Origin of the sequence: Yoonia sp. (assembly GCF_017854415.1) — a bacterium.
In the GTDB taxonomy this organism is placed as follows: Bacteria; Pseudomonadota; Alphaproteobacteria; order Rhodobacterales; family Rhodobacteraceae; genus Yoonia.
The window spans coordinates 24,106-47,779 of record NZ_JAFMHR010000006.1 but is presented as its reverse complement, the minus strand read 5'-3'; the positions used below and the strand labels follow the sequence as shown (position 1 = coordinate 47,779).

At 54.6% G+C, this 23,674-nt stretch carries 25 protein-coding genes and 1 tRNA gene; 19 read left to right on the top strand and 7 right to left on the bottom strand.

The genetic code is table 11. The features are described 5' to 3' along the window. The 8 genes from QZ197_RS01750 to ribD form a co-directional block, all read left to right on the top strand. Positions 1 to 136 (top strand): sarcosine oxidase subunit delta (locus tag QZ197_RS01750; protein ID WP_296429521.1); only part of this gene is annotated, 136 nt, incomplete at its 5' end. Next, positions 133 to 3,039: a sarcosine oxidase subunit alpha family protein gene (locus QZ197_RS01745; RefSeq protein WP_296429517.1), complete on the top strand. Its 2,907-nt coding sequence runs from the start codon at positions 133 to 135 to the stop codon at positions 3,037 to 3,039. The genes QZ197_RS01750 and QZ197_RS01745, both read left to right, overlap by 4 nt. Beyond that, positions 3,032 to 3,553, top strand: a complete 522-nt coding sequence (locus QZ197_RS01740) for a sarcosine oxidase subunit gamma (RefSeq protein ID WP_296429516.1) — start codon at positions 3,032 to 3,034, stop codon at positions 3,551 to 3,553. Before QZ197_RS01745 ends, QZ197_RS01740 begins: the two co-directional genes overlap by 8 nt. 94 nt (positions 3,554 to 3,647) lie before the next feature. Next, entirely contained in the window at positions 3,648 to 5,612 is a 1,965-nt protein-coding gene (dnaG, locus tag QZ197_RS01735) for a DNA primase (RefSeq protein WP_296429515.1), read from the top strand. Between the two features lie 132 nt (positions 5,613 to 5,744). Beyond that, complete coding sequence (rpoD, locus tag QZ197_RS01730) at positions 5,745 to 7,727, top strand: RNA polymerase sigma factor RpoD (RefSeq protein WP_296429514.1); 1,983 nt, start codon at positions 5,745 to 5,747, stop codon at positions 7,725 to 7,727. A 119-nt stretch (positions 7,728 to 7,846) separates the two neighbouring features. Beyond that, complete coding sequence (locus QZ197_RS01725) at positions 7,847 to 8,110, top strand: HlyU family transcriptional regulator (RefSeq protein ID WP_296429513.1); 264 nt, start codon at positions 7,847 to 7,849, stop codon at positions 8,108 to 8,110. A gap of 154 nt (positions 8,111 to 8,264) precedes the next feature. Further along, positions 8,265 to 8,738 carry a transcriptional regulator NrdR gene (gene nrdR / locus QZ197_RS01720; protein WP_296429512.1) on the top strand — a complete coding sequence of 158 codons (474 nt, stop codon included), beginning with the start codon at positions 8,265 to 8,267 and terminating at the stop codon, positions 8,736 to 8,738. Next, complete coding sequence (gene ribD, locus QZ197_RS01715; protein ID WP_363157874.1) at positions 8,735 to 9,853, top strand: bifunctional diaminohydroxyphosphoribosylaminopyrimidine deaminase/5-amino-6-(5-phosphoribosylamino)uracil reductase RibD; 1,119 nt, start codon at positions 8,735 to 8,737, stop codon at positions 9,851 to 9,853. Before nrdR ends, ribD begins: the two co-directional genes overlap by 4 nt. On the opposite strand, the gene QZ197_RS01710 is transcribed toward ribD, so the two are convergent. Beyond that, on the bottom strand, positions 9,818 to 11,800 hold the full coding sequence (locus QZ197_RS01710; RefSeq protein WP_296429511.1) for a capsular polysaccharide biosynthesis protein: 1,983 nt from the start codon (positions 11,798 to 11,800) through the stop codon (positions 9,818 to 9,820). The two genes, ribD and QZ197_RS01710, sit on opposite strands and share 36 nt — an antisense overlap. Before the next feature lie 25 nt (positions 11,801 to 11,825). Beyond that, positions 11,826 to 13,106 (bottom strand): capsule biosynthesis protein CapA, encoded by a 1,281-nt coding sequence (locus QZ197_RS01705; protein ID WP_296429510.1) that lies wholly within the window; start codon positions 13,104 to 13,106, stop codon positions 11,826 to 11,828. 139 nt (positions 13,107 to 13,245) lie between these two features. On the opposite strand from QZ197_RS01705, the gene QZ197_RS01700 reads away from it, so the two are divergent. The 3 genes from QZ197_RS01700 (at position 13,246) to QZ197_RS01690 (ending at position 15,564) form a co-directional block, all read left to right on the top strand. Further along, entirely contained in the window at positions 13,246 to 13,842 is a 597-nt protein-coding gene (locus QZ197_RS01700) for a riboflavin synthase (RefSeq protein WP_296429509.1), read from the top strand. Positions 13,843 to 13,903: 61 nt separating this feature from the next. Continuing rightward, positions 13,904 to 15,034: a 3,4-dihydroxy-2-butanone-4-phosphate synthase gene (ribB, locus tag QZ197_RS01695; protein ID WP_296429508.1), complete on the top strand. Its 1,131-nt coding sequence runs from the start codon at positions 13,904 to 13,906 to the stop codon at positions 15,032 to 15,034. Beyond that, on the top strand, positions 15,034 to 15,564 hold the full coding sequence (locus QZ197_RS01690; RefSeq protein ID WP_296429506.1) for a 6,7-dimethyl-8-ribityllumazine synthase: 531 nt from the start codon (positions 15,034 to 15,036) through the stop codon (positions 15,562 to 15,564). The genes ribB and QZ197_RS01690 overlap by 1 nt, the downstream gene beginning before the upstream one ends. Positions 15,565 to 15,647: 83 nt before the next feature. Here QZ197_RS01690 and QZ197_RS01685 read toward each other — a convergent pair whose 3' ends face one another. Both QZ197_RS01685 and QZ197_RS01680 read right to left on the bottom strand, forming a co-directional pair. Then, positions 15,648 to 16,448, bottom strand: a complete 801-nt coding sequence (locus QZ197_RS01685) for a DUF2145 domain-containing protein (RefSeq protein WP_296429505.1) — start codon at positions 16,446 to 16,448, stop codon at positions 15,648 to 15,650. Between the two features lie 39 nt (positions 16,449 to 16,487). Continuing rightward, positions 16,488 to 16,817: a hypothetical protein gene (locus QZ197_RS01680; RefSeq protein WP_296429504.1), complete on the bottom strand. Its 330-nt coding sequence runs from the start codon at positions 16,815 to 16,817 to the stop codon at positions 16,488 to 16,490. 249 nt (positions 16,818 to 17,066) lie between these two features. On the opposite strand from QZ197_RS01680, the gene nusB reads away from it, so the two are divergent. Together nusB and QZ197_RS01670 are read left to right on the top strand one after the other, a co-directional pair. Further along, the gene (gene nusB, locus QZ197_RS01675) at positions 17,067 to 17,540 is read left to right on the top strand and encodes a transcription antitermination factor NusB (protein ID WP_296429503.1); all 474 of its coding nucleotides are present in this window, start codon (positions 17,067 to 17,069) and stop codon (positions 17,538 to 17,540) included. A 65-nt stretch (positions 17,541 to 17,605) separates the two neighbouring features. Beyond that, positions 17,606 to 17,932 (top strand): hypothetical protein, encoded by a 327-nt coding sequence (locus tag QZ197_RS01670; RefSeq protein ID WP_296429502.1) that lies wholly within the window; start codon positions 17,606 to 17,608, stop codon positions 17,930 to 17,932. Here QZ197_RS01670 and QZ197_RS01665 read toward each other — a convergent pair. Then, positions 17,929 to 18,426, bottom strand: a complete 498-nt coding sequence (locus QZ197_RS01665) for an aggregation factor core (RefSeq protein ID WP_296429500.1) — start codon at positions 18,424 to 18,426, stop codon at positions 17,929 to 17,931. The genes QZ197_RS01670 and QZ197_RS01665 overlap by 4 nt on opposite strands. Positions 18,427 to 18,686: 260 nt before the next feature. Beyond that, a complete protein-coding gene (locus QZ197_RS01660; RefSeq protein WP_296429498.1) occupies positions 18,687 to 18,833 on the bottom strand; it encodes a hypothetical protein in 147 nt (48 codons plus the stop codon). Positions 18,834 to 19,154: 321 nt separating this feature from the next. Between QZ197_RS01660 and QZ197_RS01655 the strand changes: the two genes are divergently transcribed. Beyond that, positions 19,155 to 19,613, top strand: a complete 459-nt coding sequence (locus QZ197_RS01655) for an MmcB family DNA repair protein (protein WP_296429497.1) — start codon at positions 19,155 to 19,157, stop codon at positions 19,611 to 19,613. Here QZ197_RS01655 and QZ197_RS01650 read toward each other — a convergent pair. Beyond that, complete coding sequence (locus QZ197_RS01650) at positions 19,600 to 19,791, bottom strand: DUF6324 family protein (protein ID WP_296429496.1); 192 nt, start codon at positions 19,789 to 19,791, stop codon at positions 19,600 to 19,602. The genes QZ197_RS01655 and QZ197_RS01650 overlap by 14 nt on opposite strands. 161 nt (positions 19,792 to 19,952) lie before the next feature. On the opposite strand from QZ197_RS01650, the gene QZ197_RS01645 reads away from it, so the two are divergent. The 5 genes from QZ197_RS01645 to QZ197_RS01625 all read left to right on the top strand — a co-directional run bounded on the left by QZ197_RS01645 (position 19,953) and on the right by QZ197_RS01625 (position 23,611). Continuing rightward, positions 19,953 to 20,029: transfer RNA gene (locus QZ197_RS01645), tRNA-His, on the top strand. Positions 20,030 to 20,119: 90 nt separating this feature from the next. Then, positions 20,120 to 21,148 carry an RluA family pseudouridine synthase gene (locus QZ197_RS01640; protein WP_296429494.1) on the top strand — a complete coding sequence of 343 codons (1,029 nt, stop codon included), beginning with the start codon at positions 20,120 to 20,122 and terminating at the stop codon, positions 21,146 to 21,148. 161 nt (positions 21,149 to 21,309) lie between these two features. Then, positions 21,310 to 22,206 (top strand): RNA polymerase sigma factor RpoH, encoded by an 897-nt coding sequence (gene rpoH / locus QZ197_RS01635; protein ID WP_296429492.1) that lies wholly within the window; start codon positions 21,310 to 21,312, stop codon positions 22,204 to 22,206. Between the two features lie 127 nt (positions 22,207 to 22,333). Beyond that, entirely contained in the window at positions 22,334 to 23,314 is a 981-nt protein-coding gene (locus QZ197_RS01630; RefSeq protein ID WP_296429491.1) for a Gfo/Idh/MocA family oxidoreductase, read from the top strand. Positions 23,315 to 23,323: 9 nt separating this feature from the next. Next, positions 23,324 to 23,611 (top strand): DUF4389 domain-containing protein, encoded by a 288-nt coding sequence (locus QZ197_RS01625; protein ID WP_296429490.1) that lies wholly within the window; start codon positions 23,324 to 23,326, stop codon positions 23,609 to 23,611. Positions 23,612 to 23,674 lie beyond the last annotated feature (63 nt).

The window sequence follows — 23,674 nt, the reverse complement described above, 5'->3', positions numbered from 1 at the left end:
CCGTGCAAACCCTGCGGGTGACACCCGCGATTTGTGGTTTCACGAGGCGGGCTGCGGGGCTTGGCTGGTCGTTGCACGCAACACCGTCACCCATGCGGTGCACAGCGCCACTTTGGCCGAGAAAGTAGAACGATGAGAGTTCGCGCACCCGAAAACACAGTTATGTTCACCTTTGATGGGCAGCGCCTACAAGGTGTGCCGGGTGAACCAGTGGCCGCGGCCCTTTTAGCCAATGGCATCAAGCTGATGGCCCGTTCGTTTAAATACCACCGCCCGCGTGGCGTGATGTCTGCAGGATCGGAAGAGCAAAACGCGCTGATGACCGTGGGGCGCGGTGCGCAAGCAGAACCGAACGTGCGCGCGACGACTTTGGAAGTGTCCGAGGGGCTAGAGGTATCAAGCCAGAACGCTTGGCCATCGCTGCGTTATGACGCGATGGCGGTGAATGATCTGGTTTCGCCGTTTCTAGGGGCAGGATTCTACTACAAGACCTTCATGTGGCCGCGCAGCTTTTGGGAAAAACTTTACGAGCCTGTAATCCGGCGGGCCGCTGGTTTGGGCGCGTTAAGCGGCCAGACAAACCCTGATGATTATGAAAAGGCTTTTGCCTTTTGCGACATGCTGGTGATTGGCGCGGGGCCTGCGGGATTGATGGCGGCCCTGACCGCTGGGCGCGCTGGTGCAGAGGTTATCTTGGCTGATGAAGATACTGCCATGGGCGGCCGTCTGTTGCGCGAGCGCGAAGATATAGATGGCATGCCTGCAGTGGAATGGGTTGCGGTTGCCTTGGCCGAATTGGCCGCCTTGCCCAACGTGCGTATGATGACGCGTACAACGGTGACGGGGGCATATGATCAAGGCACATACGGTGCACTCGAACAAATCGCCGGGCCGCGTGCGCAGGGTAAACCGCTAGAGTGTTTTTGGCGTATAGTTGCTAAACGCGCGATCCTTTGCGCTGGTGCGTTAGAGCGTCCGATCGCATTTCCCAACAACGACCGCCCGGGCATTATGATGGCCAGCGCCGTGCGCGCCTATGTAAACCGTTGGGGCGTTGCACCGGGTAAATCGGTCGCGATTTTTGGCAATAATGACGATGCGCACCGGACTGCACGGGACCTGGCTGCTGCTGGCATCAAGGTCGCAGCTGTCATCGATAGTCGCGAAGATGCGCAGGTGTTGGGTGATTTCCCTGTCTACACGGGCGCGCAAGTCACCGCGACCAAGGGCCGTCATGCTCTCGAAAGTATAACGATCAGCCATGGGAACGGCACGCGGGTTATCCGCACCGATTGCCTTGCAATGTCGGGTGGTTGGAACCCGACGGTGCATTTGACATGTCACATGAATGGGCGCCCGACGTGGAAAGAAGAGATCGCATCGTTCATCCCCACTCCGGATAGCGTGCCGGGTATGGTGACGGCGGGTGCATGTAACGGGGCATTTAGCACTGCGGATTGTCTAGCCGAGGGTGCTACGGCCGCAATGGAAGTTTCAACGGGCCTTGGGTTAAAACCCAAGGTGACGGTGCCCGCCGCTGATGACACTGCATATGCTATCACGCCGCTATGGTCGGTCGAAGGCAAAGGGCGCAAATGGATCGATTTCCAGAACGATGTGCACATCAAGGACATCAAACTCGCTGCCCAAGAGAACTTTCGCTCGGTCGAGCATATGAAACGTTATACCACGCAAGGTATGGCACCCGATCAAGGCAAATCATCCAATGTGGTGGCTTTGGCGATCTTGGCTGATGCGACGGGACGCGGCATTCCCGAGACGGGCACGACAACATTTCGCCCGCCCTATGTTCCTGTTTCTATAGCAGCGATGGGCGCGGGCAGCCAAGGCAAGGGCTTTGCGCCTGAACGGTTTACTACCTCGCACAAGGCTACTGTTGCGCGCGGCGCGCCGATGATCGAGGCGGGGCTTTGGTATCGTCCAAGCTACTTTCCGCAAACGGGTGAAACCAATTGGCGTCAGTCTTGTGACCGCGAAGTCGGGTATGTCCGCGGATCAGTCGGCGTTTGCGATGTATCGACGCTTGGCAAGATCGATGTGCAGGGGCCAGATGCTGCTGCTCTGTTGGATTTTGTATATACCAACATGTTTTCAACCCTCAAAGTTGGGCGGGTCCGCTACGGTCTGATGTTGCGCGAAGACGGGCACGTGCTGGATGACGGCACGACCGCACGGCTGGGCGAACAGCATTTTGTGATGACGACAACCACCGCTGCTGCTGGGTTGGTCATGCGTCATCTAGAGTTTGTCTTGCAAGCGTTGCGGCCCGATCTGGATGCGTCGGTCATTTCGGTGACAGAGCAGTGGGCGCAGTTTGCCGTGGCTGGACCGCAAGCGCGGGCGCTGTTGAATACTGTTCTGGATAAAAAGCTGAATGATGAGGTTTGGCCGTTCATGGCGTGCGGGACTGTCGGTGTCGGCGGTGCCAAAGGCAGATTGTTCCGTATCTCGTTTTCTGGGGAACACGCTTACGAAATCTCTGTGCCGTCACGCTATGGCGAGAGCTTGTTCCGGCAACTGGTCGCCCAAGCCGAAGTCATGGGCGGCGGACCATACGGCATGGAAGCGTTGAATGTCTTGCGCATCGAAAAGGGTTTTATCACACATGCCGAAATCCACGGGCGCACAACCGCGTTTGATATTGGCATGGACAGGATGGTCAGTGCCAAGAAGGATTGCATCGGCAAAGCAGCAGCCGCCCGTCCTGGTTTGCACGGCGAAACCCGCCAGCAGTTGGTCGGATTGCAGTCCAAAGGTCGCGATCACGCGCTAAGTGCCGGTGCGCATTTGTTTAAAGCAGGGGCATCGGCGGTGCGCGAAAACAGCCAGGGCTATGCGACATCTGTGTGCTATTCGCCCACGCTTGATACGCATCTGGCGCTGGGCTTTCTTGAAAATGGCCGCGCGCGCCACGGCGAAGTGATCAAACTATGCGATCATCTGCGGGATATTACTCAAGAGGTCACCGTGTGTGATCCTGTCTTTTTTGACCCAACCGGAGGGCGTGCGCGTGGCTAAATTGATTGCACTTTCGCCTTGTAGCGGCCTGCTGCCATTGGAGATCGGGGGCATTGTGGTGACCGAGGTCAGCATCGATCGCTTGACGTCAGTTGCCGCTTTTGACGGGAAAACCAAGGCAACCTCGACCAGCCTAAAAGACCAAGTTGGTGCTGGATTGGCTGCACCCAATCGCCGCTCTGGTGCTGTGTCTTGGTTTGGACATGGGGTTTGGATGGTGACAGGTGCAGTGTCATTGGACGGGCTGGCAGCGGTGTCAGATCAGACCGATGCATGGGCGGTTGTTCACATCGAAGGGCTTGGTGTCGAGGATGTCTTGGCGCGCTTGGTCCCTGTCGATTTGCGCGGGCACATTTTTCACGTGGACCATGTCGCGAAAACGATGTTGGGGCATTTGTCTGTAACAATCACGCGGATTGGGCCGCAGGGCTTTGAGATTATGGTCATGCGGTCCATGGCTGCGACATTGGTGCATGACCTACAGATTGCAATGCGTGGGGTTGCCCTGCGTTAAGTCAAAATTCGAAGAATTTTGATGCCTCCGGCGGGGATATTTAGGCTCTGAAGAAGGATTGGCCTTTGGGGTGAATTGGCAGATACTAGCAGCCATGAGTCTTCCACCCGGTTTCCTTGATGAATTACGCAATCGGCTGTCTTTGGGGCAGGTCGTAGGCCGTAAAGTTATGTGGGACACCCGCAAATCCAATCAGGGCAAGGGTGATCTATGGGCGTCTTGTCCGTTCCATCAAGAGAAAAGCGCCAGCTTTCACGTCGATGATCGCAAAGGGTTTTACTACTGTTTTGGCTGTCATGCGAAGGGCGATGCCATTTCGTTTGTACGCGAAACCGAGAACGTCGAGTTCATGGAAGCGGTCAAGATACTTGCGGCTGAAGCAGGTATGCCGGTGCCAGACCGCGATCCGCGTGCGCAAGAAAAGGCGGATGCGCGCACTGTTCTAACCGATGTGATGGAACAGGCCGTGCAGTTTCACCGTTTGCAATTGCAGACTGCGGTGGCGGCTGATGCACGCGATTATCTGGAACGGCGTGGATTGAGCGTCGAGGCGCAGGCGCGTTGGGATATCGGGTTTGCCCCCGCAAATGGGGGCGTTCTAGAGCATCTGCAGGGCAAAGGCGTTGATCCCAAGCTAGCTGTCGACGCGGGCCTTGCTGCAGAAAGTGACCGCGGCGGCGGGCTCTATAACCGTTTTCGTGACCGGATCATGTTTCCCATTCGCGATGCGCGGGGTCGTGCAATCGGTTTCGGGGGCCGTGCGATGGACCCGAATGCGCCGGCGAAATATTATAATTCGCCAGAGACGGCGCTGTTTGATAAGGGACGCAGCCTTTATAACCACGGGCCTGCGCGGGAGGCTGCTGGCAAGGGGAAGCCGCTGATCGTGGCTGAAGGCTATATGGACGTGATCGCGCTGTCAGAGGCTGGTTTTACCGCAACTGTCGCCCCCTTGGGTACAGCGATCACTGAGGATCAATTGCGCCTGCTTTGGCGCATCGGGCCAGAGCCAATCATTGCACTGGATGGGGATACAGCAGGATTGCGCGCCGCAATGCGTTTGATTGAAATTGCGTTGCCATTGTTGGAGGCAGGGCAATCGCTGCGCTTTGCACTGATGCCAGAAGGGTTGGACCCTGATGATTTGATCAAGGCGCAAGGGGCAGGAGCGATGCAGCAATTGCTGGATCAAGCGATCCCGATGGTGCAATTGCTGTGGCAACGCGAAACAGAGGGCAAAGTTTTTGATAGTCCGGAACGCAAGGCGGCCCTCGACAAAACGCTGCGCGAAAAGATTAAGCTGATCCAAGATCCATCTATCCGGAACCACTATGGCCAAGCGATCAAAGACATGCGCTGGGCGTTGTTTTCAACGCGTAAGGCGGCAGCGCCACGGTCTGCCGGAAACCGTGCGTGGAATGGTAAGCAAGACCCATGGAAGCGTGATGTCAGTCCCGTAGCCACCGCGCGCAGATCGGCGCTTGCTGGTGCCGCAGCGGACGAAGACCACGTCCGCGAGGCTGTCATATTGGCAGCGATGATCGCGGCCCCCTCCGTGGCCGTCGATTTTGAAACACCGCTTGAGCAAATGAATAGTCGCGATCCAACACACCGTGATTTGCAGTCTTGCTTGCTGCGACATCTTGGCGCAAACGACTTGCGGGCTCGCGTGATCGACGATCTGGGATCAGCACCCCTTGAAAAGCTGATGAGCCAGAACCATGTCGCTATCAGCCCCGCAATACGGCGTGGTGGTGACGTAGAAATCGTGCGGCTTTGTCTGGCAGAAGAATTTGCCAAATTATCGGCGCGACATGGCCACAAGCGCGAAATCGAAGATGCTGTTGCCGACCTTGGCGGTGTTGCCGATGAAGGGCTGACATGGCGGTTGGCGCAGTCTACAGCAGCCGTGGACAAGGCCGGCCGGGGCGACAACGAAGACAAGGCTGAATATGCCATTGGTGAAAACGGCGCACGCATGAAGAAGGAAGAACAAAGTGCATTTGATCAGCTTCTTGGACAGATAAACTTTGCAAAGGGCAGCGATCGGCCTAAATAGCCACAGGCGCAACACTCAATAAATCAGGGCCCAGCCCACTTGCGAATCGCCTCAAAGCGGGGTTGATTCGACATCAACCGAATCAGCCGAATCACTTTGGCTTGAAACGACCGCTTTGAAAGGGCACTTTACATGGCCGCGAAAGATAACGACGACCGTAAAGATGCGGACCAGGATGGCGATATCAGCCTTGATATGAGCCAAGCCGCCGTTAAAAAGATGATCGCCGATGCGCGCGAGCGAGGCTATATCACTTACGACCAGTTGAACGCCGTTCTGCCGCCAGAACAGGTTTCTTCGGACCAGATCGAAGACGTCATGTCGATGTTGTCCGAGATGGGCATTCAGGTGACGGAAGAAGAAGAAAGCGAAGAAACCGACGAGAACCAAGGCAACACTGCGGTGGCCACGGTTTCAGGTTCGCGCGATGTTACCATTGGTGGTGCCGAAGCTGAAAAGCTGGACCGTACCGATGATCCGGTGCGGATGTATCTGCGCGAAATGGGTTCTGTTGAATTGCTGTCGCGCGAAGGTGAGATCGCGATCGCTAAACGTATCGAAGCGGGCCGGAACACAATGATCTTGGGGCTTTGCGAAAGCCCACTGACATTCCAAGCGATCACAATTTGGCGCGACGAACTTCTTTCCGAAGACATCTTACTGCGTGATGTGATCGATCTTGAAACCACCTTTGGTGATCAGCTTGACGAAATAGGTGCCGCAGAACCTGTTGTTTCTGCGCCAGTTGCGGGTGGTGAAGCCAAGAAAGAAGCATCGCCAGAATTAGATGCTGATGGCAACCCGATTGCCAAAGATGACGACGAAGATGAAGACGATCAGGCCAACATGTCGCTTGCCGCGATGGAAGCAGCATTGAAGCCGCGCGTTCTTGAAACGCTTGAGGTTATCGCACGCGATTTTGCTGATCTATCAGATATGCAAGACGCGCGTATGTCGGCCACATTGAACGAAGATTCGTCTTTTTCCGATAAGCAGGAAACGAAGTATCAAAAGCTGCGTTCCGAGATTGTCGAACTAGTGAATTCACTTCACCTGCATAACAACCGCATTGAGGCGCTTATCGATCAGCTTTACGGCATCAACCGCCGGATCATGTCGATCGACAGCTCGATGGTGAAACTGGCCGACCAAGCCCGTATCAACCGTCGTGAATTCATCGATGCGTACCGCGGTCGCGAACTCGACCCTAACTGGCTTGAAGATATGGCCACAAAAGCGGGTCGCGGCTGGCAGATGATGGTCGAAAAATCGACAGGCAAAATCGAAGAATTGCGCGGCGACATGGCCCAAGTTGGTCAATATGTCGGCGTCGATATTACCGAATTCCGCCGCATCGTGCAGCAGGTCCAAAAGGGCGAAAAAGAAGCACGTCAGGCCAAGAAAGAAATGGTCGAGGCAAACTTGCGCCTCGTGATTTCAATTGCGAAAAAATACACGAACCGTGGTTTGCAGTTCCTTGATCTTATTCAGGAAGGCAACATCGGCTTAATGAAGGCTGTTGATAAGTTCGAATATCGCCGTGGCTACAAATTCTCGACTTACGCGACATGGTGGATCCGTCAGGCGATTACCCGTTCGATTGCTGATCAGGCGCGCACGATCCGTATCCCTGTGCATATGATCGAAACGATTAACAAACTGGTCCGTACCGGTCGCCAGATGTTGCACGAAATTGGCCGCGAACCAACACCAGAGGAACTGGCAGAAAAGCTGCAAATGCCTTTGGAAAAAGTCCGCAAGGTCATGAAAATCGCCAAAGAGCCGATCAGCCTCGAGACACCAATTGGTGACGAAGAAGACAGCCAATTGGGTGACTTTATCGAGGACAAGAATGCGATCTTGCCTTTGGATTCAGCGATCCAAGAGAACCTGAAAGAAACGACGACACGGGTTCTGGCGTCACTTACGCCACGCGAAGAACGCGTACTGCGGATGCGCTTTGGTATCGGCATGAACACCGACCACACCCTTGAAGAGGTCGGTCAACAGTTCAGCGTGACGCGCGAACGAATTCGTCAGATTGAGGCGAAAGCGTTGCGCAAGCTCAAGCATCCAAGCCGCAGCCGTAAACTGCGGTCGTTCTTGGATCAGTAAGCCAAGTCATATTTTCGATCCAAGGGGCGCAGCAGATGCGCCCCTTTTTCGTTTCTGCGTTTTGTTTTTGCTTTGTCTGCATTAGCTTTAAAGCAATCAGCAAATCAGGAGCGCTCCAAATGTTCAGCAAACTCTTTGGCAGCAAGGCAAAGCCGGAACCAGAACCCGAACGTTACGAAGGCTTTGCCATCTATCCCGCATCCCAGAAAGACAACGGTGGCTACCGCCTCGCGGCCCGCATCGAAAAAGAATTTGGCGGCGAATTGAAGGTGCATCACCTGATCCGTGCCGATACGTTGAACACCGAAGAGGCCGCGAATGAAGCCGCCTTTGCAAAGGCCAAGCAGTTGATTGATCAGATGGGTGAGCGGATTTTCAACTAGGTCCCAAAGCGAGTCCCTTCTGCAACGGTTCGTGATGCCCGTTCACTTGCTTTATTTGCCCACTACCCAAACGCGAGACGCCTACATATAGTGGTTGTGGATAAGTTTGGGGGCCAAGCAAGTGCTGCCCCCGTTTGAGATATGAGGGATCATCATGCGTTGCCCATTTTGCGGAAATGTCGACACACAGGTTAAAGATAGCCGTCCTGCCGAAGATCATGTCGCGATCCGGCGTCGCCGGTTTTGTCCTGCATGTGGGGGACGATTTACGACCTACGAACGTGTGCAACTGCGTGATCTGGTTGTGATCAAATCCAACGGCCGCCGCGAAGATTTTGACCGACCCAAACTTGAACGCTCGATCCGGATTGCACTGCAAAAACGCCCCGTTGAACCCGAACGGATGGACCAGATGATCAGCGGCATCGTGCGGCGTCTGGAAAGCATGGGAGAAACAGATATTCCGTCGGGCACCATCGGAGAGATCGTGATGGAAAGCCTCGCGCGGATTGATACGGTCGCCTATGTGCGCTTTGCCAGTGTCTACAAAAACTTCCAAGCCGCCGATGATTTTGACAAGTTTGTCAGTGAGTTGCGCCCAGATAGCGCCACTGAAGACCCAGAGTGACCCAAAACGCTGACGCCCGTTTTATGGCGCTTGCCCTTTCTTTAGGGCGGCGCGGGATGGGCCATGTTTGGCCGAACCCGGCGGTCGGTTGCGTCATTGTGAAAAATGGTCAGATCGTGGGTCGCGGCTGGACAGCAGACGGCGGGCGACCACATGCGGAAACGCGCGCATTGGCGCAGGCAGGCAAAGCAGCGCAGGGTGCTACGGCCTTTGTCACGCTCGAACCCTGCGCCCATCAAGGTAAAACACCACCCTGCGCGCAAGCATTGATTGATGCCAAAATTGCACGGGTTGTGATTGCGACCGGTGACCCAGATCCACGTGTTGCGGGTCGCGGCATTGCGATGCTGCAGGACGCGGGCGTCAGTGTTTTGATGGGCGTTTTGCGGGGTCAAGCCGATCAGGATCACGCTGGTTTTTTCCAACGCATCACGCAAAACCGCCCTTTTTTGACGTTAAAACTTGCTGGCACGTTGGATGGTCGTATCGCGACCGCCACCGGCGAAAGCCAATGGATCACCGGACCTGATGCGCGCCGCGCGGTGCATATGATGCGCGCACGCCATGATGCAGTGATGGTTGGGGCGGGCACAGTGCGGGCTGATGATCCGTCATTGACGGTGCGCGGTGTCGGGATTCCCCACCAGCCAGTTCGAGTGGTCGTTTCACGTGCATTGAAGTTATCTGTTGATCTGCAATTGGCAAGAACAGCCCACGACGTACCTGTTTGGCTCTGTCACGGGGCAGGGGCGGACGCCATTGGCTGGACAGATCAAGGCGCAGTGAGTTTGCCATGCAAGACGGCATCCGGAACGGTTGATCCGGTGGATGCAATGCGCGTTTTGGCCGAAAAGGGGATCACACGGGTCTTTTGCGAAGGCGGCGGCATGTTGGCCGCGTCCTTGTTGAATGCAGGTTTGGTTGACCGTCTCGTAGTGTTTTCGGCAGGATCTGCAATCGGTGCGGAAGGCACGCCAATGTTAGCGGCGATGGGGGTTTCCAAGCTAGCCGATGCGCCAAAGTTTGCTTTGCAAGATGTGCGGCAGCTTGGGGCAGATATCTGCCACACATGGGACCGGTTATCTGCGCCAGAGATACGCGTAGCTGGCCAATAACCCTTGCAGCTTTGCAAGTGCACGGTTCGCGTGGCTACAGTTTGGTAAGTCATTGTTTTCAATGCGATCAACGACGACTTCGGGTGGGCAGGCAAGGCCGGTGATGGGGTCAAAATAACGCGGGTATGCAATCAAAGCGGCATGTACCAACGCCGTCAAATCAACGCGCGCTGTTCGCCTTGGGATTGGCATACAACGGTCATCCGTCAGCCCCCATCCGGCGTAAAATGGCATGCCCAGACAGGTCACTTCTTTGCCGCGCAAAAGCGCCTCGAACCCTATTAAGGACGTCATCGTCCAAACCGCATCAACTGCGTCAATTGCCGCGATTGGATCGGTGTTACTTAGGACAACATCAGCATACTCTAGGGCGACTGGCACGGCACCATTCCGCAGGCCGGCCTCGACATCGGGGTGGGGTTTATAAATGACAATCGCCGCAGGATTGGCTGCGCGGACTGTTTTCAGTAAGGTTTTATTGTCTTTGATGTCAGTTGTACCTAACTTGATGGAGGCGTCATCAGCGACTTGGCCGGGCACAAGAATGCGCCGCCCTTTTGGAAGATCAGCAATTTGCGCGCCAGACAAATTGTATTTGGACAGCCTAGCATCGGTGATCCGTGCGACCAAGGCGGTCGCGCGCGCGCGTTCGTCCGCTGCTAAATCGCCCGAGGCATTGATTAAGTTCTCAAGTCGGCTGGGTCGAGTGGCGTCATAATAGATGCCGACGTCATCCAAAACGAGGCTTAGCGGTGCGATCAGGTCCGCCCCAAGGCCGCGCGAGCGCAAAAAACCGTCATCGACCAACACGGCGTCGGTGTCGCCCGCACTTGCCCAACGCATCAAGCGCCTCTGATCTGGGATCGCAGGACCGCTGCTGAAGCGAACGGGTTTGGGGCCGCCGAAGACCTGCTGCAGCGGCTTTCTTTTCCAAAGGCGCATATCAATTGCAGTCCACCCATGCTGGTCATCGCGCCAGGCACGACTAAGACTGGTCAATGTCGCCAATGCTTCTTCAAAGCTACAAAGGCGGTCGTGATAGGGATCGTACCACGTCGGATAAAGGATCATCGCAGCGGCAAAAAGCTGCGCGCGGGTCAAGCTACGTTGACGCCTTTGCAGCGGTTTACGGTCATCGGTCAGCCCCCAACCTACATAGAACGGCTGGCCAAACACGACAGGTTTATGGCCCGCAATAATGGCTTCAAACCCCAGTTGCGAACTCACGGTGTAGACAGCGATCGCCCCTTCGAACAGCGTCCAAGGTGACATGGGATCGTCGCATAGCGTGATCTGATCATTGGTATCGGTGTGCGTGAAGTATCCCTTGCGGTGTCCTGCGGGAGTTTCGGGGTGGGTTTTGATGATAATGCGTGCGCCCGGATGTTCTGTCTGGGCGTAAAATAGCATCTCGCGAAAGGTGTTGCTGTCGGCTCCACTGGCCTTGATCGATGCGTCTTTGCGGATTTGGTCAACGACCAACACATAGCCGGGCTCAGGTGCCGGCAGATCAAGATCAAAGGCGTTGTACTTTGAGATATGGTGCTTTTGCATCAAAGCCATGCCTGCTTTCGCACGGTTTAGCAGGGCTGTGTCGTCCAGCGGATCCTCGGTCAGGATCAGTTCCAGACCAGAGCGGGTGTTGGGATCAAAGTGCACACCGTGGCGGTCGATGTTCAGCCCAAGAGGTGCCTCGCCATCGCGTCCAAGCTTGACCGACCGCAAAAAACTATCTTCGACGCGTAGAACCGGGGCGTTCTTGCGCGCAGCGATTGCTTCGCCCCTTGGGGCGGTCGGACTATGTCCCCAAACGCCGATCAGATCATCATCGCCTGGTGCGCCCAGACGAATATCATAGCCTGAGAGATCAAGAATGCGGCGCACGCGGCCTTCGGTCAGAAAGCCACCGTTGTAGACATAAAGTTTCTGGCGCGTGGATTTTGTCATCAAAGGCAAGTTATGACACAGACGCTTAGTTCACAACGCGCATGGTAGGCTGCTGGGTACTCGGTTTGCTGATTATCGCATCATAAGGTGTATCAGGGCGCAGCATCATGTCGATGACCTGCCGCAAAAGCTGTTTGCGGCCAGCCGATGAATAAAAGCCCCCGGGAACCTGGCTGGTTTCCAGCAAGAATTGGCGATAATCGCGGTAGGCTTGCGCGTCGGGGCGGTATGGGTTGGCAAAGAAGGCAGGCAGCGATTGGTCAGAGACAAATTCAGGTTTGTTGTAGACAGCCGTGCCAAACGATTTCAGCGGGATGCCGCGCCAAAGTGCCTGTTGGCCAGCCGTAGAATTAACCGTCACGGCAGAACGTGCTTCGCCCAAGACCTGCGCGAGTTTTCCACCGCGCACATAGTGCACGCGGTCTGCGATGCCATGCGCGTCAGCATGGTCGCGGATCATCTTGCGCAACGGTGATTGGCCGTTCTCAAGCGGGTGCGCCTTGAGGATCAGATGGTGATGCAATGGCGCACCTTTAGCGAACCCGTCTATGGTCAATGCAATGAATGCATTCATATCTTCGAATGGTGAATGCGCTTGAAAGCTTGCGTCATGTGCCAACTGCAAAAGTGCAATATGATAGGGGTATCCACCCGCTTTGATCTGGCGGGTTTTCCACATCCGCTCAAGCGCCAGAAACGGCATGAGGATCAATCGTTTTGTATAAAGCAGCGCTTCGCGATGGACGGGGAGGGCGCGATGTGTGCGGAATGCTGGATAGCGCCGGTTCTTGAACATAATGAACCAATGATACGCAGCCCCATAAAAGATATGTTGGCGCATATCACCCCATTGCGCAGGCGGAGTCGCCATATCCCCGTCCGATTGCGCCAGCCGGTTTTTCATATCGGTCACACTGATGTGCATTAGTTGCGAATGCCCATTGCTGCCATCGCGTTCATAGGTGACCCAATAGGGGCGCATATACCCTTCTTCGAAAACATGAACGCGGATGCCCGCAGCTTTGGCCTGCTGCACGGCTTGTGCATGCAGCGGTCGGGTATCACCATAAAGGACGATGTCGGTGATTTGGCGTTCTCTTAGCAGGCTGGCAAGCGTATCTGGCCAGCTTTCAAGGGCTGCCTGAAACGGGATATACCCCGCAGCTCCGCCCCAAAACGCAGCATCACCTGCATTAAACCCCACACGCCAGACCTGCGCGCCAGTTTTGCGCAGCATATTCGCCAGCTGGCGAAAAAAGGGGCCGTGTGGCCCCTGAAGGAAAAGAAAAGCCCGAGAAGTCTTCATAGACCCTGTCTAACGCTACATGTTTGATAACGCATTAACGTAATTTGGTGACGCGATTATGGATACCAGGCAAGTGCTGCGGCTTGTCGGGCGCGCACGGACGGGCTAGATCAGGACAAACAGCTAAAGGACGCAACCGATGTTTACAGGAATAGTGACCGATATCGGCAGGGTACTTGTGCTTGAACAGCGCGGCGATCTGCGTGCGCGGATCGGAACCGGCTATGACGTGGAAAGCATCGATATCGGTGCTTCGATCGCATGTAACGGTGTGTGTTTGACCGTGATTGCCTTGGGGCGTGATCCACAGAACTGGTTTGACGTCGAAATCTCTGCCGAAACGGTTGGGGCCACGAATGTAGGCGGCTGGCAAGTCGGCGGTAGATTGAACCTTGAGCGCGCCCTAAAGGTCGGTGACGAGCTTGGTGGGCATATCGTGTCCGGTCATGTTGACGGCGTCGCCGAAGTGGTAGGAATGCACGATGAAGGCGACAGCACACGCGTGATGTTTCGTGCGCCTGACGCATTGGCGCGGTTTATCGCGCCCAAAGGGTCGGTCGCATTGAATGGCACTTCGCTCACGGTGAACGAGGTGTCCGGCACCGACTTTGGCATCAATTTTATCCCGCATACCAAATCGGCGACGACATGGGGCGACGTCGGCATGGGCGACAAGATCAACCTCGAGATTGATACAATGGCCCGTTACGTCGCGCGGCTGCGCGAATATGAGTGATGCGCCTTTCCAAAGAGATAATGCTGGGCTATCTGCAAAGCATTATATTGCGGGGAATGACATGAGCCAGAATTTTGAAAAGCCGGGCCAAGTAGAACAAGACTGGTCAGACGCAATCAGCAGGATCGAAGAGATCATTGAAGATGCGCGCAACGGCAAAATGTTTGTGCTGGTCGACCACGAGGACCGCGAAAACGAAGGCGATCTGGTGATTCCCGCGCAAATGGCGACGCCTGATGCGATCAATTTCATGGCAAAGCACGGACGCGGTCTGATTTGCTTAACGCTTCCGGGCGAGCGGATTGATGCGCTTGGTCTGCCATTGATGGCCTCGCATAACTCGTCGCGGCACGAGACTGCTTTTACGGTTAGCATCGAGGCGCGCGAAGGCGTCAGTACAGGCATTTCCGCGCATGATCGTGCACGTACGGTTGCGACAGCGATTGACGGCGGCAAGACCGCTGCTGATATCGCGACTCCGGGGCATGTTTTCCCGCTGCGCGCCCGTGACGGGGGTGTGCTGGTCCGTGCGGGTCACACTGAGGCCGCGGTTGATATTTCGCGTCTTGCTGGCCTGAACCCATCCGGCGTGATCTGCGAGATTATGAAAGAAGACGGCGAAATGGCGCGGCTGCCGGATTTGGTGGCATTTGCGCAGCTGCATAACCTGAAAATTGGCACGATTAGCGATCTGATCGCTTACCGTCGCCGTCACGACAACCTTGTCCGCGTGCGCGACACCAGCACCATAACATCAGAGTTCGGTGGCGACTGGGAAATGCGGATTTATACCGATGAGACCCAAGGCGCTGAACATATCGCGCTGATCAAAGGCGACATCACAACGCCTGAGCCGGTTTTGGTGCGCATGCATGCGATGGACCCGATGCTGGACGTTTTGGGTGCGGGTCCACGTGGCCGCCGCGACGAATTTGGCGACGCTATGCAGATGATCGCGGACGAAGGGCGGGGCGCGTTGGTTTTGTTGCGCGACGTGCACATGAAGTTGGATTCCGTGGAAGAGGCATCGCCGCAAACGCTGCGTCAATATGGTTTGGGCGCGCAAATCCTCAGCTCGTTGGGTTTGCATGAAATCGAGTTGCTGACAAATTCACCGCGACCAAAAGTCGTGGGGCTTGATGCTTACGGGCTTGAAATTGTCGGCACACGCAAGATTTCGGAGATCGGTTAATGGCCGGACCATCACACTACATTATGCCGCTGCCGGAATTTGAAAAGCCAGTCAAAATCCTGATCGTGGCATCGCCATACTACAAAGACATTTCGGATAATCAGATCTCAGGCGCCAAAGCCGAGATCGAAAAGGCAGGCGGCACTTGGGAAATCGTCGAAGTACCCGGCGCGCTTGAAATCCCGACAGCTATCGGGATCGCCGAACGGATGAGCAATTTTGACGGCTATGTCGCCCTTGGTTGTGTAATCCGTGGCGAAACAACGCATTACGACACGGTTTGCAATGACAGTAGTCGCGCTGTGCAGCTTTTGGGTCTGCAAGGACTTTGCATCGGCAATGGCATCCTGACCGTGGAAAATCGCGCGCAAGCCGAAGTACGCGCCGATCCTGCCGCAATGAACAAAGGTGGCGGTGCTGCCGCTGCCGCGCTTCACCTGATCGCTCTGGCTCGTAAGTGGGGCAAAGCTGAAAAGGGCGTTGGTTTTACGCACGAAATCCTCTTGGCTGGTGCAGACAACAAAGCGTGAATGCGCAGGTGCATACTCTGCGCCCAAAGCATATTCAGGCGGGTTTTGCGGGTTATTTGCCCTCGCGGCCCGCAATCGCATGATCAGAACCTTATGAGGCTGTCAGGCGTGATCCGATAGACAAGCGATGCAAGTTCGTTGGCGTTCATGAACCGCGCGATTGACCCGAATGTCGCCGTTGAAACAGTTGGCCCATGGTCGGCTGTGGTGAGTGCTTGCGATGCCGCAGGGGCAAATGCGCGCTTAAGCCCGCCAATCTGAATGTGTTGCGGTTCGAAATAGGCGGCGATATTGGCCTTGATCTGGGGCACATCAGAGGTGCCATAAAGCGCTGCCATCAAGACATTCAGCGTATGTTCTGTGCAATTTTGGAACCTGTTTGAATTTGGATTCGCCAGAACCGCATATTGCGGATTGTGCAGTGCGGCATAGGTCGGGCTGGCGATCACGCTCAACAGTTTTTCCTGCACGCGCACATCGGGAATGATGACGCCAGCATCCAGCCTGTGTGCTCCGGCAAAGAAATCTGCCGGACTGTCTTGGACAAGAGAACTGCGCGTGTCGTTTTCCGCTTGTTGGTAAAGATTATAGACCTGATAGCCGCGACCAGTGCTGCCATCGGCACGCGTCGTTTGCGAATAGACCCAGAAAGCGACATGCGTGTAGGTCACGCCGTCAGGCAGGACATTGGGGTTGCGCCCCATGCGCGAAACGATTGCGACACTTGCACCGCGTGAAGCCAGATCTTGTTGGACGCGGTTGGCGAAATCCACGACCGCGACTTGGGACAAGATAGGTTTGCCCGCTTCGCTGCTGCCTGCCATAACGTATGATGGCAGCGCCAGCGACAGAATAAAAAGCATCATAGAAATCATATGTGACATGAAATTATCCTTTGAAATATGGGCGAACGAAGGCCTTGATTAATCAAGGGTTGGTGGGCCATTTGGCGCGACGGGCTTGGTCACAACAGCGCGGCCTGTACCGGAGCGGTGCATTTCGTTGCCCAGCAACAGAACCTCTTCGCCGATAATTTGCAGACCAGCGCCAGTGATCGCGATTGCGGAACCAACTGTCATAATTGGCACAGAGGCGACGACGGCAGTCCCCGTTGCTATAGCTGCCGAGCCTTCGCTCGCGGCTTGCCCGCTATGATCGACAGCGTTGGCGGAATGCTGGCCGCTTGGACCTGCGAATGCTGGCGTCACGAGAACCGACATGATGAGCGCGAGGGAAGTAAAACGTTTGGTCATGGTGTATCTCCGCTTATGAACATTGTTCACAAAAGGTAGTGAGCGCATCACCTACCGTCAAGTACAATATTGAACATTGTTCATATTTGGGTGCGCCACCAAATTTTCAGTTCAAACCGGATAGTGGTTAGTGCAAGATCAGTCTCGACAACCCTTGGTGTTGCTGTCAGTTAGCGGGTCTAATCCAACGGCTCTGCTTACTCCGATTCAAAGGGGTATCCATGGCGTATCCAATATTAAGACCTCAGTATGACACTCTCGAATAACCAAAAACGGAAAATGAAGTCAGCGGCGCGGTTCTATACTGTGCAGGCGCTTTTTCAGATGGAAGCCTCTGGGCAGACTGTTGAACAGGTCCAGCGCGAGTTCGAAGACCACCGTTTTGGCGCGTCGTATGACGACATTGAAATGACCGAAGGTGATTTGGATACGTTTCGCGGGCTGATGGAAAAGGCTGTTGATGATCAGGCGATGATCGACCAAATGACCGATCGGGCGCTTGTCGCGAAATGGCCAATTGCACGGATTGACCCGACGTGGCGGGCCTTGTTCCGGGCAGCAGGGGCTGAACTTGCTCTTAAGCAAACGCCGCCAAAGGTTGTGATTAGCGAATTTGTGGGCGTGGCAGAGGCATTTTCCGCCGACAACAAAGAACCCAAGTTTGTCAACGCGGTGCTGGACCATATGGCTCGCGATGTGCAGCCAGAGGCGTTTGGCAACTAGTTCGAACCAAACTTTGCATTGAATTTGATCGTTTCGGCATTATTTTTGCCTAAAGGAGACCTGCAATGCGTCCAGTCCATGAACCAAACCTCATGCGTCTTTACTTGCGTCACTGTGTGATCGGCTTTGGATTGTCTGCGGTGTTTGTGGGCCTGGTACTTTGGTTTGATGTGGTCGGTCTGCGCGGCCTTGTCATGGGATCCGATGTCGGCGTCTTGGCGATATTCTTGTTGTGGTTTTTTAATGGAACCATCTTTGGCAGTGTACAATTCGCAATTGTAATCATGTCGCAAGCAGATGATGACACAGATAACGGCCCGCGGCGCGGAATTATGATGCCCGTTCGTGTGCCAACGCGGGCGAAAAAGAACGCATTGGATCGTCGCGTTTAGCTGATGCATCCTTGTGGGAACGATACGCGGTTGCTGCCGTTTTCAAATGTCGCGCGCTGTGATTGACCCGCGATCGCCAGAACGATTGTTGCACCGTCCAGTTCACTGCCAGAAACGCGTATTTGACCAAGGCTACTGTTGGTCAAAACATCATCCAGATCAGCCGAAATAATGACATCTGCACCTTCAGAGAGGGCGTCTATTGTCAGCCCAAGCGTTTGATCGCCATCTAGAACCTGCGTGATGCTTGCTGTACCGGTTTGGACCTCAACGGGTTGGAACACCTCAACACCTGCACCTTCGCTGGTGACATCAAAGATCAATGATCCGTTTGACTGGCTCAAGTCGATTGTGATCGCGAGGTCGGTGACAGCGCAGTCAGTGCTGATGACAAAGCGGTCTTTGGGTGCGCTTTCTACAAAACGGACGCTGACGTCGGCAAAAGCCGGCTGTGCCGTAAATGCCAAAATCGCAAAGGGGAAAAAATATTTCATAAGCTGAAACTAGCCTAAGATCGGCGGAGGTCAAACAGCGAAGGTGACGGGAACCACGGCAACCGTAGAGGTAACTAATCCCGAGGACCTGTATGTACAGGTGGGCGCCAGGTAAACTGACCAGGGTCAGAACAGAGCCAGCCCCCTAGGATTTGCGTAAGGCCACTGGATTTGTACCTATGGTTTACGAAGAAGCGCAGAACCCGTCGCTCAATAGGTAGGCGCGCAATAGAATAAGGGCAAGGGGTAAGCGGTATTGATTATTCTTCAATGTCACAGCGGATAAGCCAGCCATCGCGGCCAACCATCTCTAACGGGGCGTAGGCCAGGATCAAACGTTCGGCGATGCCAACAAACAAAAGTGCCATTGATACGTCAAAAAAGCTGATACTTGTTAACAGTGACATTGGGTTAAATCCTTTGTTCCGATGATTAGTGGATAGGTAACAAAGCAGACGAAAACATGACGCGCAGGTGGCTTTTGGGCGGTTTTCAAGGCGGATTTGCCCGAATTGCGTCACAAAGCTGAACGTTTTCACTGTCCGTTTGTCGCGCATTCTGCGGTAAGTGATTGAATCTAAGCGCTAAGGTCTTAACCGCGAGTTAACGTGGGCATTTGCCTCAATTTGAGGCCGAGTTTTGGTATGGCTTCGCGCGAGAGTGAGTCGGACCGAGTCGCAAAATTTTTCCACTTGAGTTTTGTTCACCTATTGTTCATCTTTATTTTCATGCCAGATGATATAGCCCCCACACAATTGATGCCCGGCCAGCTTTTGGCACGCGGTGTGAGCCGCGCAATGCGGAGCCATGATTTCGTAGCGGTGGAAGAATTAGTGCCTACGTCGGGGCTGCGGGTTGATGTGATGGCACTTGGACCCAAAGGCGAGATTTGGATTGTGGAATGCAAATCCAGCCGCGCTGATTTTCAATCAGATCACAAATGGCATGGCTATCTGGAATGGTGTGACCGGTTCTTTTGGGCGGTCGATAGCGATTTCCCGACCGAACTGTTGCCCGATGAGACAGGTCTGATTCTGGCAGATGCCTATGACGCAGAGATTATCCGCATGGGGCCAGAGGCCAAGTTAGCAACGGCGCGGCGCAAGGTCATGGTGCAAAAATTCGCCCGTCACGCGGCCATGCGGGCGCAAGCCGCGCGTGATCCGGGGTTTGTTAACGTTTTTTGACGGAACGTGCTGCCATTGCTGCGGCTTTAATCTCGTCAGCAATTTCGTCAGCTTCCTCTGGCGAGAAATCCATTGGTATCTCAATTTCGCCAGCATCGATGAAGATCCGCACCATGCCAAGGTCGGTTGGACCGATCTGCATGTTTGCTTCAATGTCGCGTTCGTTGTTGATACCCATGTCTGTCCCCTTGGTCTGCTGATCAATTTCCTACAGGGCGTCGGGATGGATTGGCAAGGGCGGGCTGTGCATTCCTCTTGGCCAGATCAAATTAAAAGACATGCAAGAATAGCTTTTGAGGGTCTTGCAATCATTCACACTTGCGGCTAATCCGGCGCTGTGCCGCCTTAGCTCAGTTGGTTAGAGCGCCTGATTGTGGATCAGGAGGTCCCTGGTTCGAGACCAGGAGGTGGTACCACCTTTCCCTTTTTGAGATGTCGCCGGTGATTTACGGGCGTTTGCGCGTAGGGTAGGGGCAGGAGCCTCCGGCGGGAGTTTGAAGGGCAAGATGATGACATTGGTCGAGTTTGAGATAGCAGCGGCACCACCGCCGCGCCTTGATAAGGCGCTAGGCCGTGATGTGCCGGAAGATGCGTCGCTCAGCCGTTCACGTCTTGCAAAGCTGATTGCAGATGGTGCTGTGCAGGTTGACGGTGTTGTCGTCACTGATCCCCGTTTCCGCGTGGCGCATGGTGCGCAGATCGCTGTGACCGTCGCTGTTGCCGAGGAAAGCCATATCGGTGGCGAAGATATCGCGCTTGATGTGATCTTTGAAGACGACGATCTGATTGTCGTGAATAAACCCAGCGGCATGGTCGTACACCCGGCCCCCGGCACACCTGGTGGCACTTTGGTGAATGCACTTATCCATCATTGTGGCGATACGCTATCGGGTGTGGGCGGCATGAAACGCCCCGGAATTGTGCACCGCATTGATAAAGAAACCACCGGCTTGCTTGTTGCGGCCAAGACGGATCGCGCCCACCATCATTTGGCCAAGCAGTTCGCGGCGCACACCGTCGCCCGTCGCTATCTAGCCGTATGTTACGGCGTGCCGGACCAGAATGACCCCCGGTTACGCGGGATCAAAGGCACCTCTTTTGACCCGGGCAATATCTTGAAAATTCAGACAATGCTTGGCCGTCACCGCACCGACCGCCAACGCCAAGCCGTGTCATTCACAAATGGCCGCCATGCTGTGACCCGTTCGCGGATCGTCACACCTTTGGGAAATCCGCAATGTGCGGCCTTGATTGAATGTTGGCTGGAAACAGGCCGCACCCATCAGATCAGGGTGCATATGGCCCACTGTGGGCATTCCTTGATCGGTGATCCTGTCTATGGCGGGCGGCGCAAACTGTCACCAAAGGCCGTAGGCGAGGCCGGTGTGACGGCAGTCGCACAGTTTCCGCGCCAAGCACTCCATGCAGCCACTTTGGGGTTCAAACACCCTGTATCTGGCGAGTTTCTAGAGTTTGAGGCCCCTTTGCCTGCAGATATGACTGGTTTGTTGCGCGCACTTGGCGCAGAAGTCTGAAATAATCGATCCCATGTGCGTGAGCGCACGGACACACCCCTTCTAAAACTAAACTGATGAGTTCATATAGTGGTTACGGAAAACGTGTATCGGGCCCTTGAAAGCAGATATCCGTATTCCCATATCGATGTTAAGCCTTTAAACATAGGAGGGCATAGACAGTGAGTAATTATAAGAATTTGCCAGCACCATCCCCGGAAGGTGGTCTGAACCGTTACATGCAGGAAATCCGCAAGTTTCCGATGCTGGAGCCAGAGCAAGAGTACATGCTTGCCAAGCGCTGGGTCGATCACGAGGACACGGATGCGGCACACCAGATGGTCACGTCACACCTGCGGTTGGCGGCAAAAATCGCTATGGGCTACCGTGGCTACGGCTTGCCACAGGCGGAAGTGATATCTGAGGCCAATGTTGGTTTGATGCAGGCTGTTAAGCGGTTTGACCCTGAAAAGGGCTTTCGTTTGGCGACTTATGCAATGTGGTGGATCAGAGCCTCTATTCAGGAGTACATTCTGCGGTCTTGGTCACTTGTGAAGCTGGGTACGACCTCTGCGCAGAAAAAGCTGTTCTTTAACTTGCGTAAGGCCAAGAACCGTATTGGCGCACTTGAAGAGGGCGATCTTCGCCCTGAGAACGTCAAACGGATCGCAACTGATCTAGGTGTTACAGAGACCGAAGTCATATCGATGAACCGTCGTTTGTCGGGCGGGGATGCATCATTGAATGCGACCGTCAGTGCCGATGGCGAGGGCGCTGCCCAGTGGCAGGACTGGCTTGAGGACGAAAGTGCCAATACGGCTGCGGACTATGAAGCGAATGATGAGCTTGATGCCCGCCGTGCGTTGATGGCAGAGGCGATGGAAGTCTTGAATGACCGCGAAAAGGACATTTTGATGCAACGTCGCCTGTCCGAAGAGACGATCACGCTTGAGGATCTCAGTGGTCAATATGACGTTAGCCGCGAGCGTATTCGCCAGATTGAAGTGCGTGCGTTTGAGAAGTTGCAGTCGAAAATGCAAGAGCTTGCTCGTGAAAGAGGGATGCTCGCGACGGCATAAGTTCTTCAGCAGCGTTTGAAAATAGTATCCCCGTCGGAGCCTCCGGCGGGGATATTTTTTCTCGGAAGAAGTTTGGATTTCCTTATCATGGTGATCGCGTTAGCATTTGCTTGAAGAGGAAAAGATGATGACAGCGTTACGTTGGGGTGTATTGGGAGCCGCGAATTTTGCGCGCAAGCATATGGCACCTGCCATTCATGCAGCCAAAGGCGCGGATTTTGTGGGGCTTGCTACGTCGAGCCCCGAAAAAGCGGCTGGATTTCAGGAATTTGCACCGAATATTACGGTTTATGGCAGCTATGACGCGCTATTGGCCGATCCCAATATCGATGCGGTTTATGTGCCGTTGCCAAATCACATGCATGTGGAATGGTCGCTCAAGGCGCTAGAGGCTGGCAAACATGTGCTTTGTGAAAAGCCGATGACATTGGCGGCGACCGAATATGAACAGTTGATTGCCGCGCGCGATGAGACAGGATTGCTGGCTGCAGAGGCTTTCATGATAGTTCATCATCCACAGTTCATCCGTGCGCGTGAATTGGTGCAAGGCGGGGCGATCGGCAAGCTGGTTCATGTTGATGCGACTTTTAGTTATTTTAACGATGATGCGGCTAACATTCGTAACAATCCGGACGCTGGCGGCGGTGGTTTGCGCGATATTGGTGTTTATACCTTTGGCGCTGCCCGGTTTGTGACCGGACAAGAGCCGGTTTCAGTGCCCTATGCCAAACTGCGCTATGAGAACGGCGTGGATGTTTTTGCGCAGGTCGCAGCTGAATTTCCCCGTTTTACCTATGCGGCTACCGTTTCAATGCGAATGTTTCCGCGCCAAGAGATCATCTTTCATGGCGACAAAGGCGTTTTGCGGTTGAATTGCCCGTTCAATGCCAACGTCTTTGACGTGGCCGAACTGACGCTTGAGAACGACGGTCTAACGGTCGTGTCAGAGAGGTGGCCAGCGGTAAATCATTACGTGCTGCAGGTAGAGAATTTCTGCGGAACCGTGCAACATGGCGGAGATTACCCTTGTCCGCTTGAATTTTCGTGCGGAACGCAGCACATGATGGACATGGTATTTGCCGCCGGTGGGCCGCTGCTTTTACAATAGGAGAGAACGATGGCTCTGGATCATCATACAGACGATAGCGACGCTGAAGCGGATTTCGAGAATATCTGGCTCCGTTTACTGCATATGGTCATTATTGCTGTGCTCATGAGCATGGCCAGCACAATCCTGGGCTTTCTGACCGTTGCGCAATTCCTGATCATGCTGTTTAGCAAGCGAACACCCAATGAACCGCTTGCCGAGTTGGGCACGACCATGGGCGTTTGGATGGCCAAAGCTGCGCGCTATCAAACAGCGGCTAGCGAGGTCAAACCTTGGCCTTGGACGGAGCTTGATTGATACAACCCTAGATTTCGCACGCGAAACGACAGGATTGTATCAATGATATCAAGAAGCATTAAT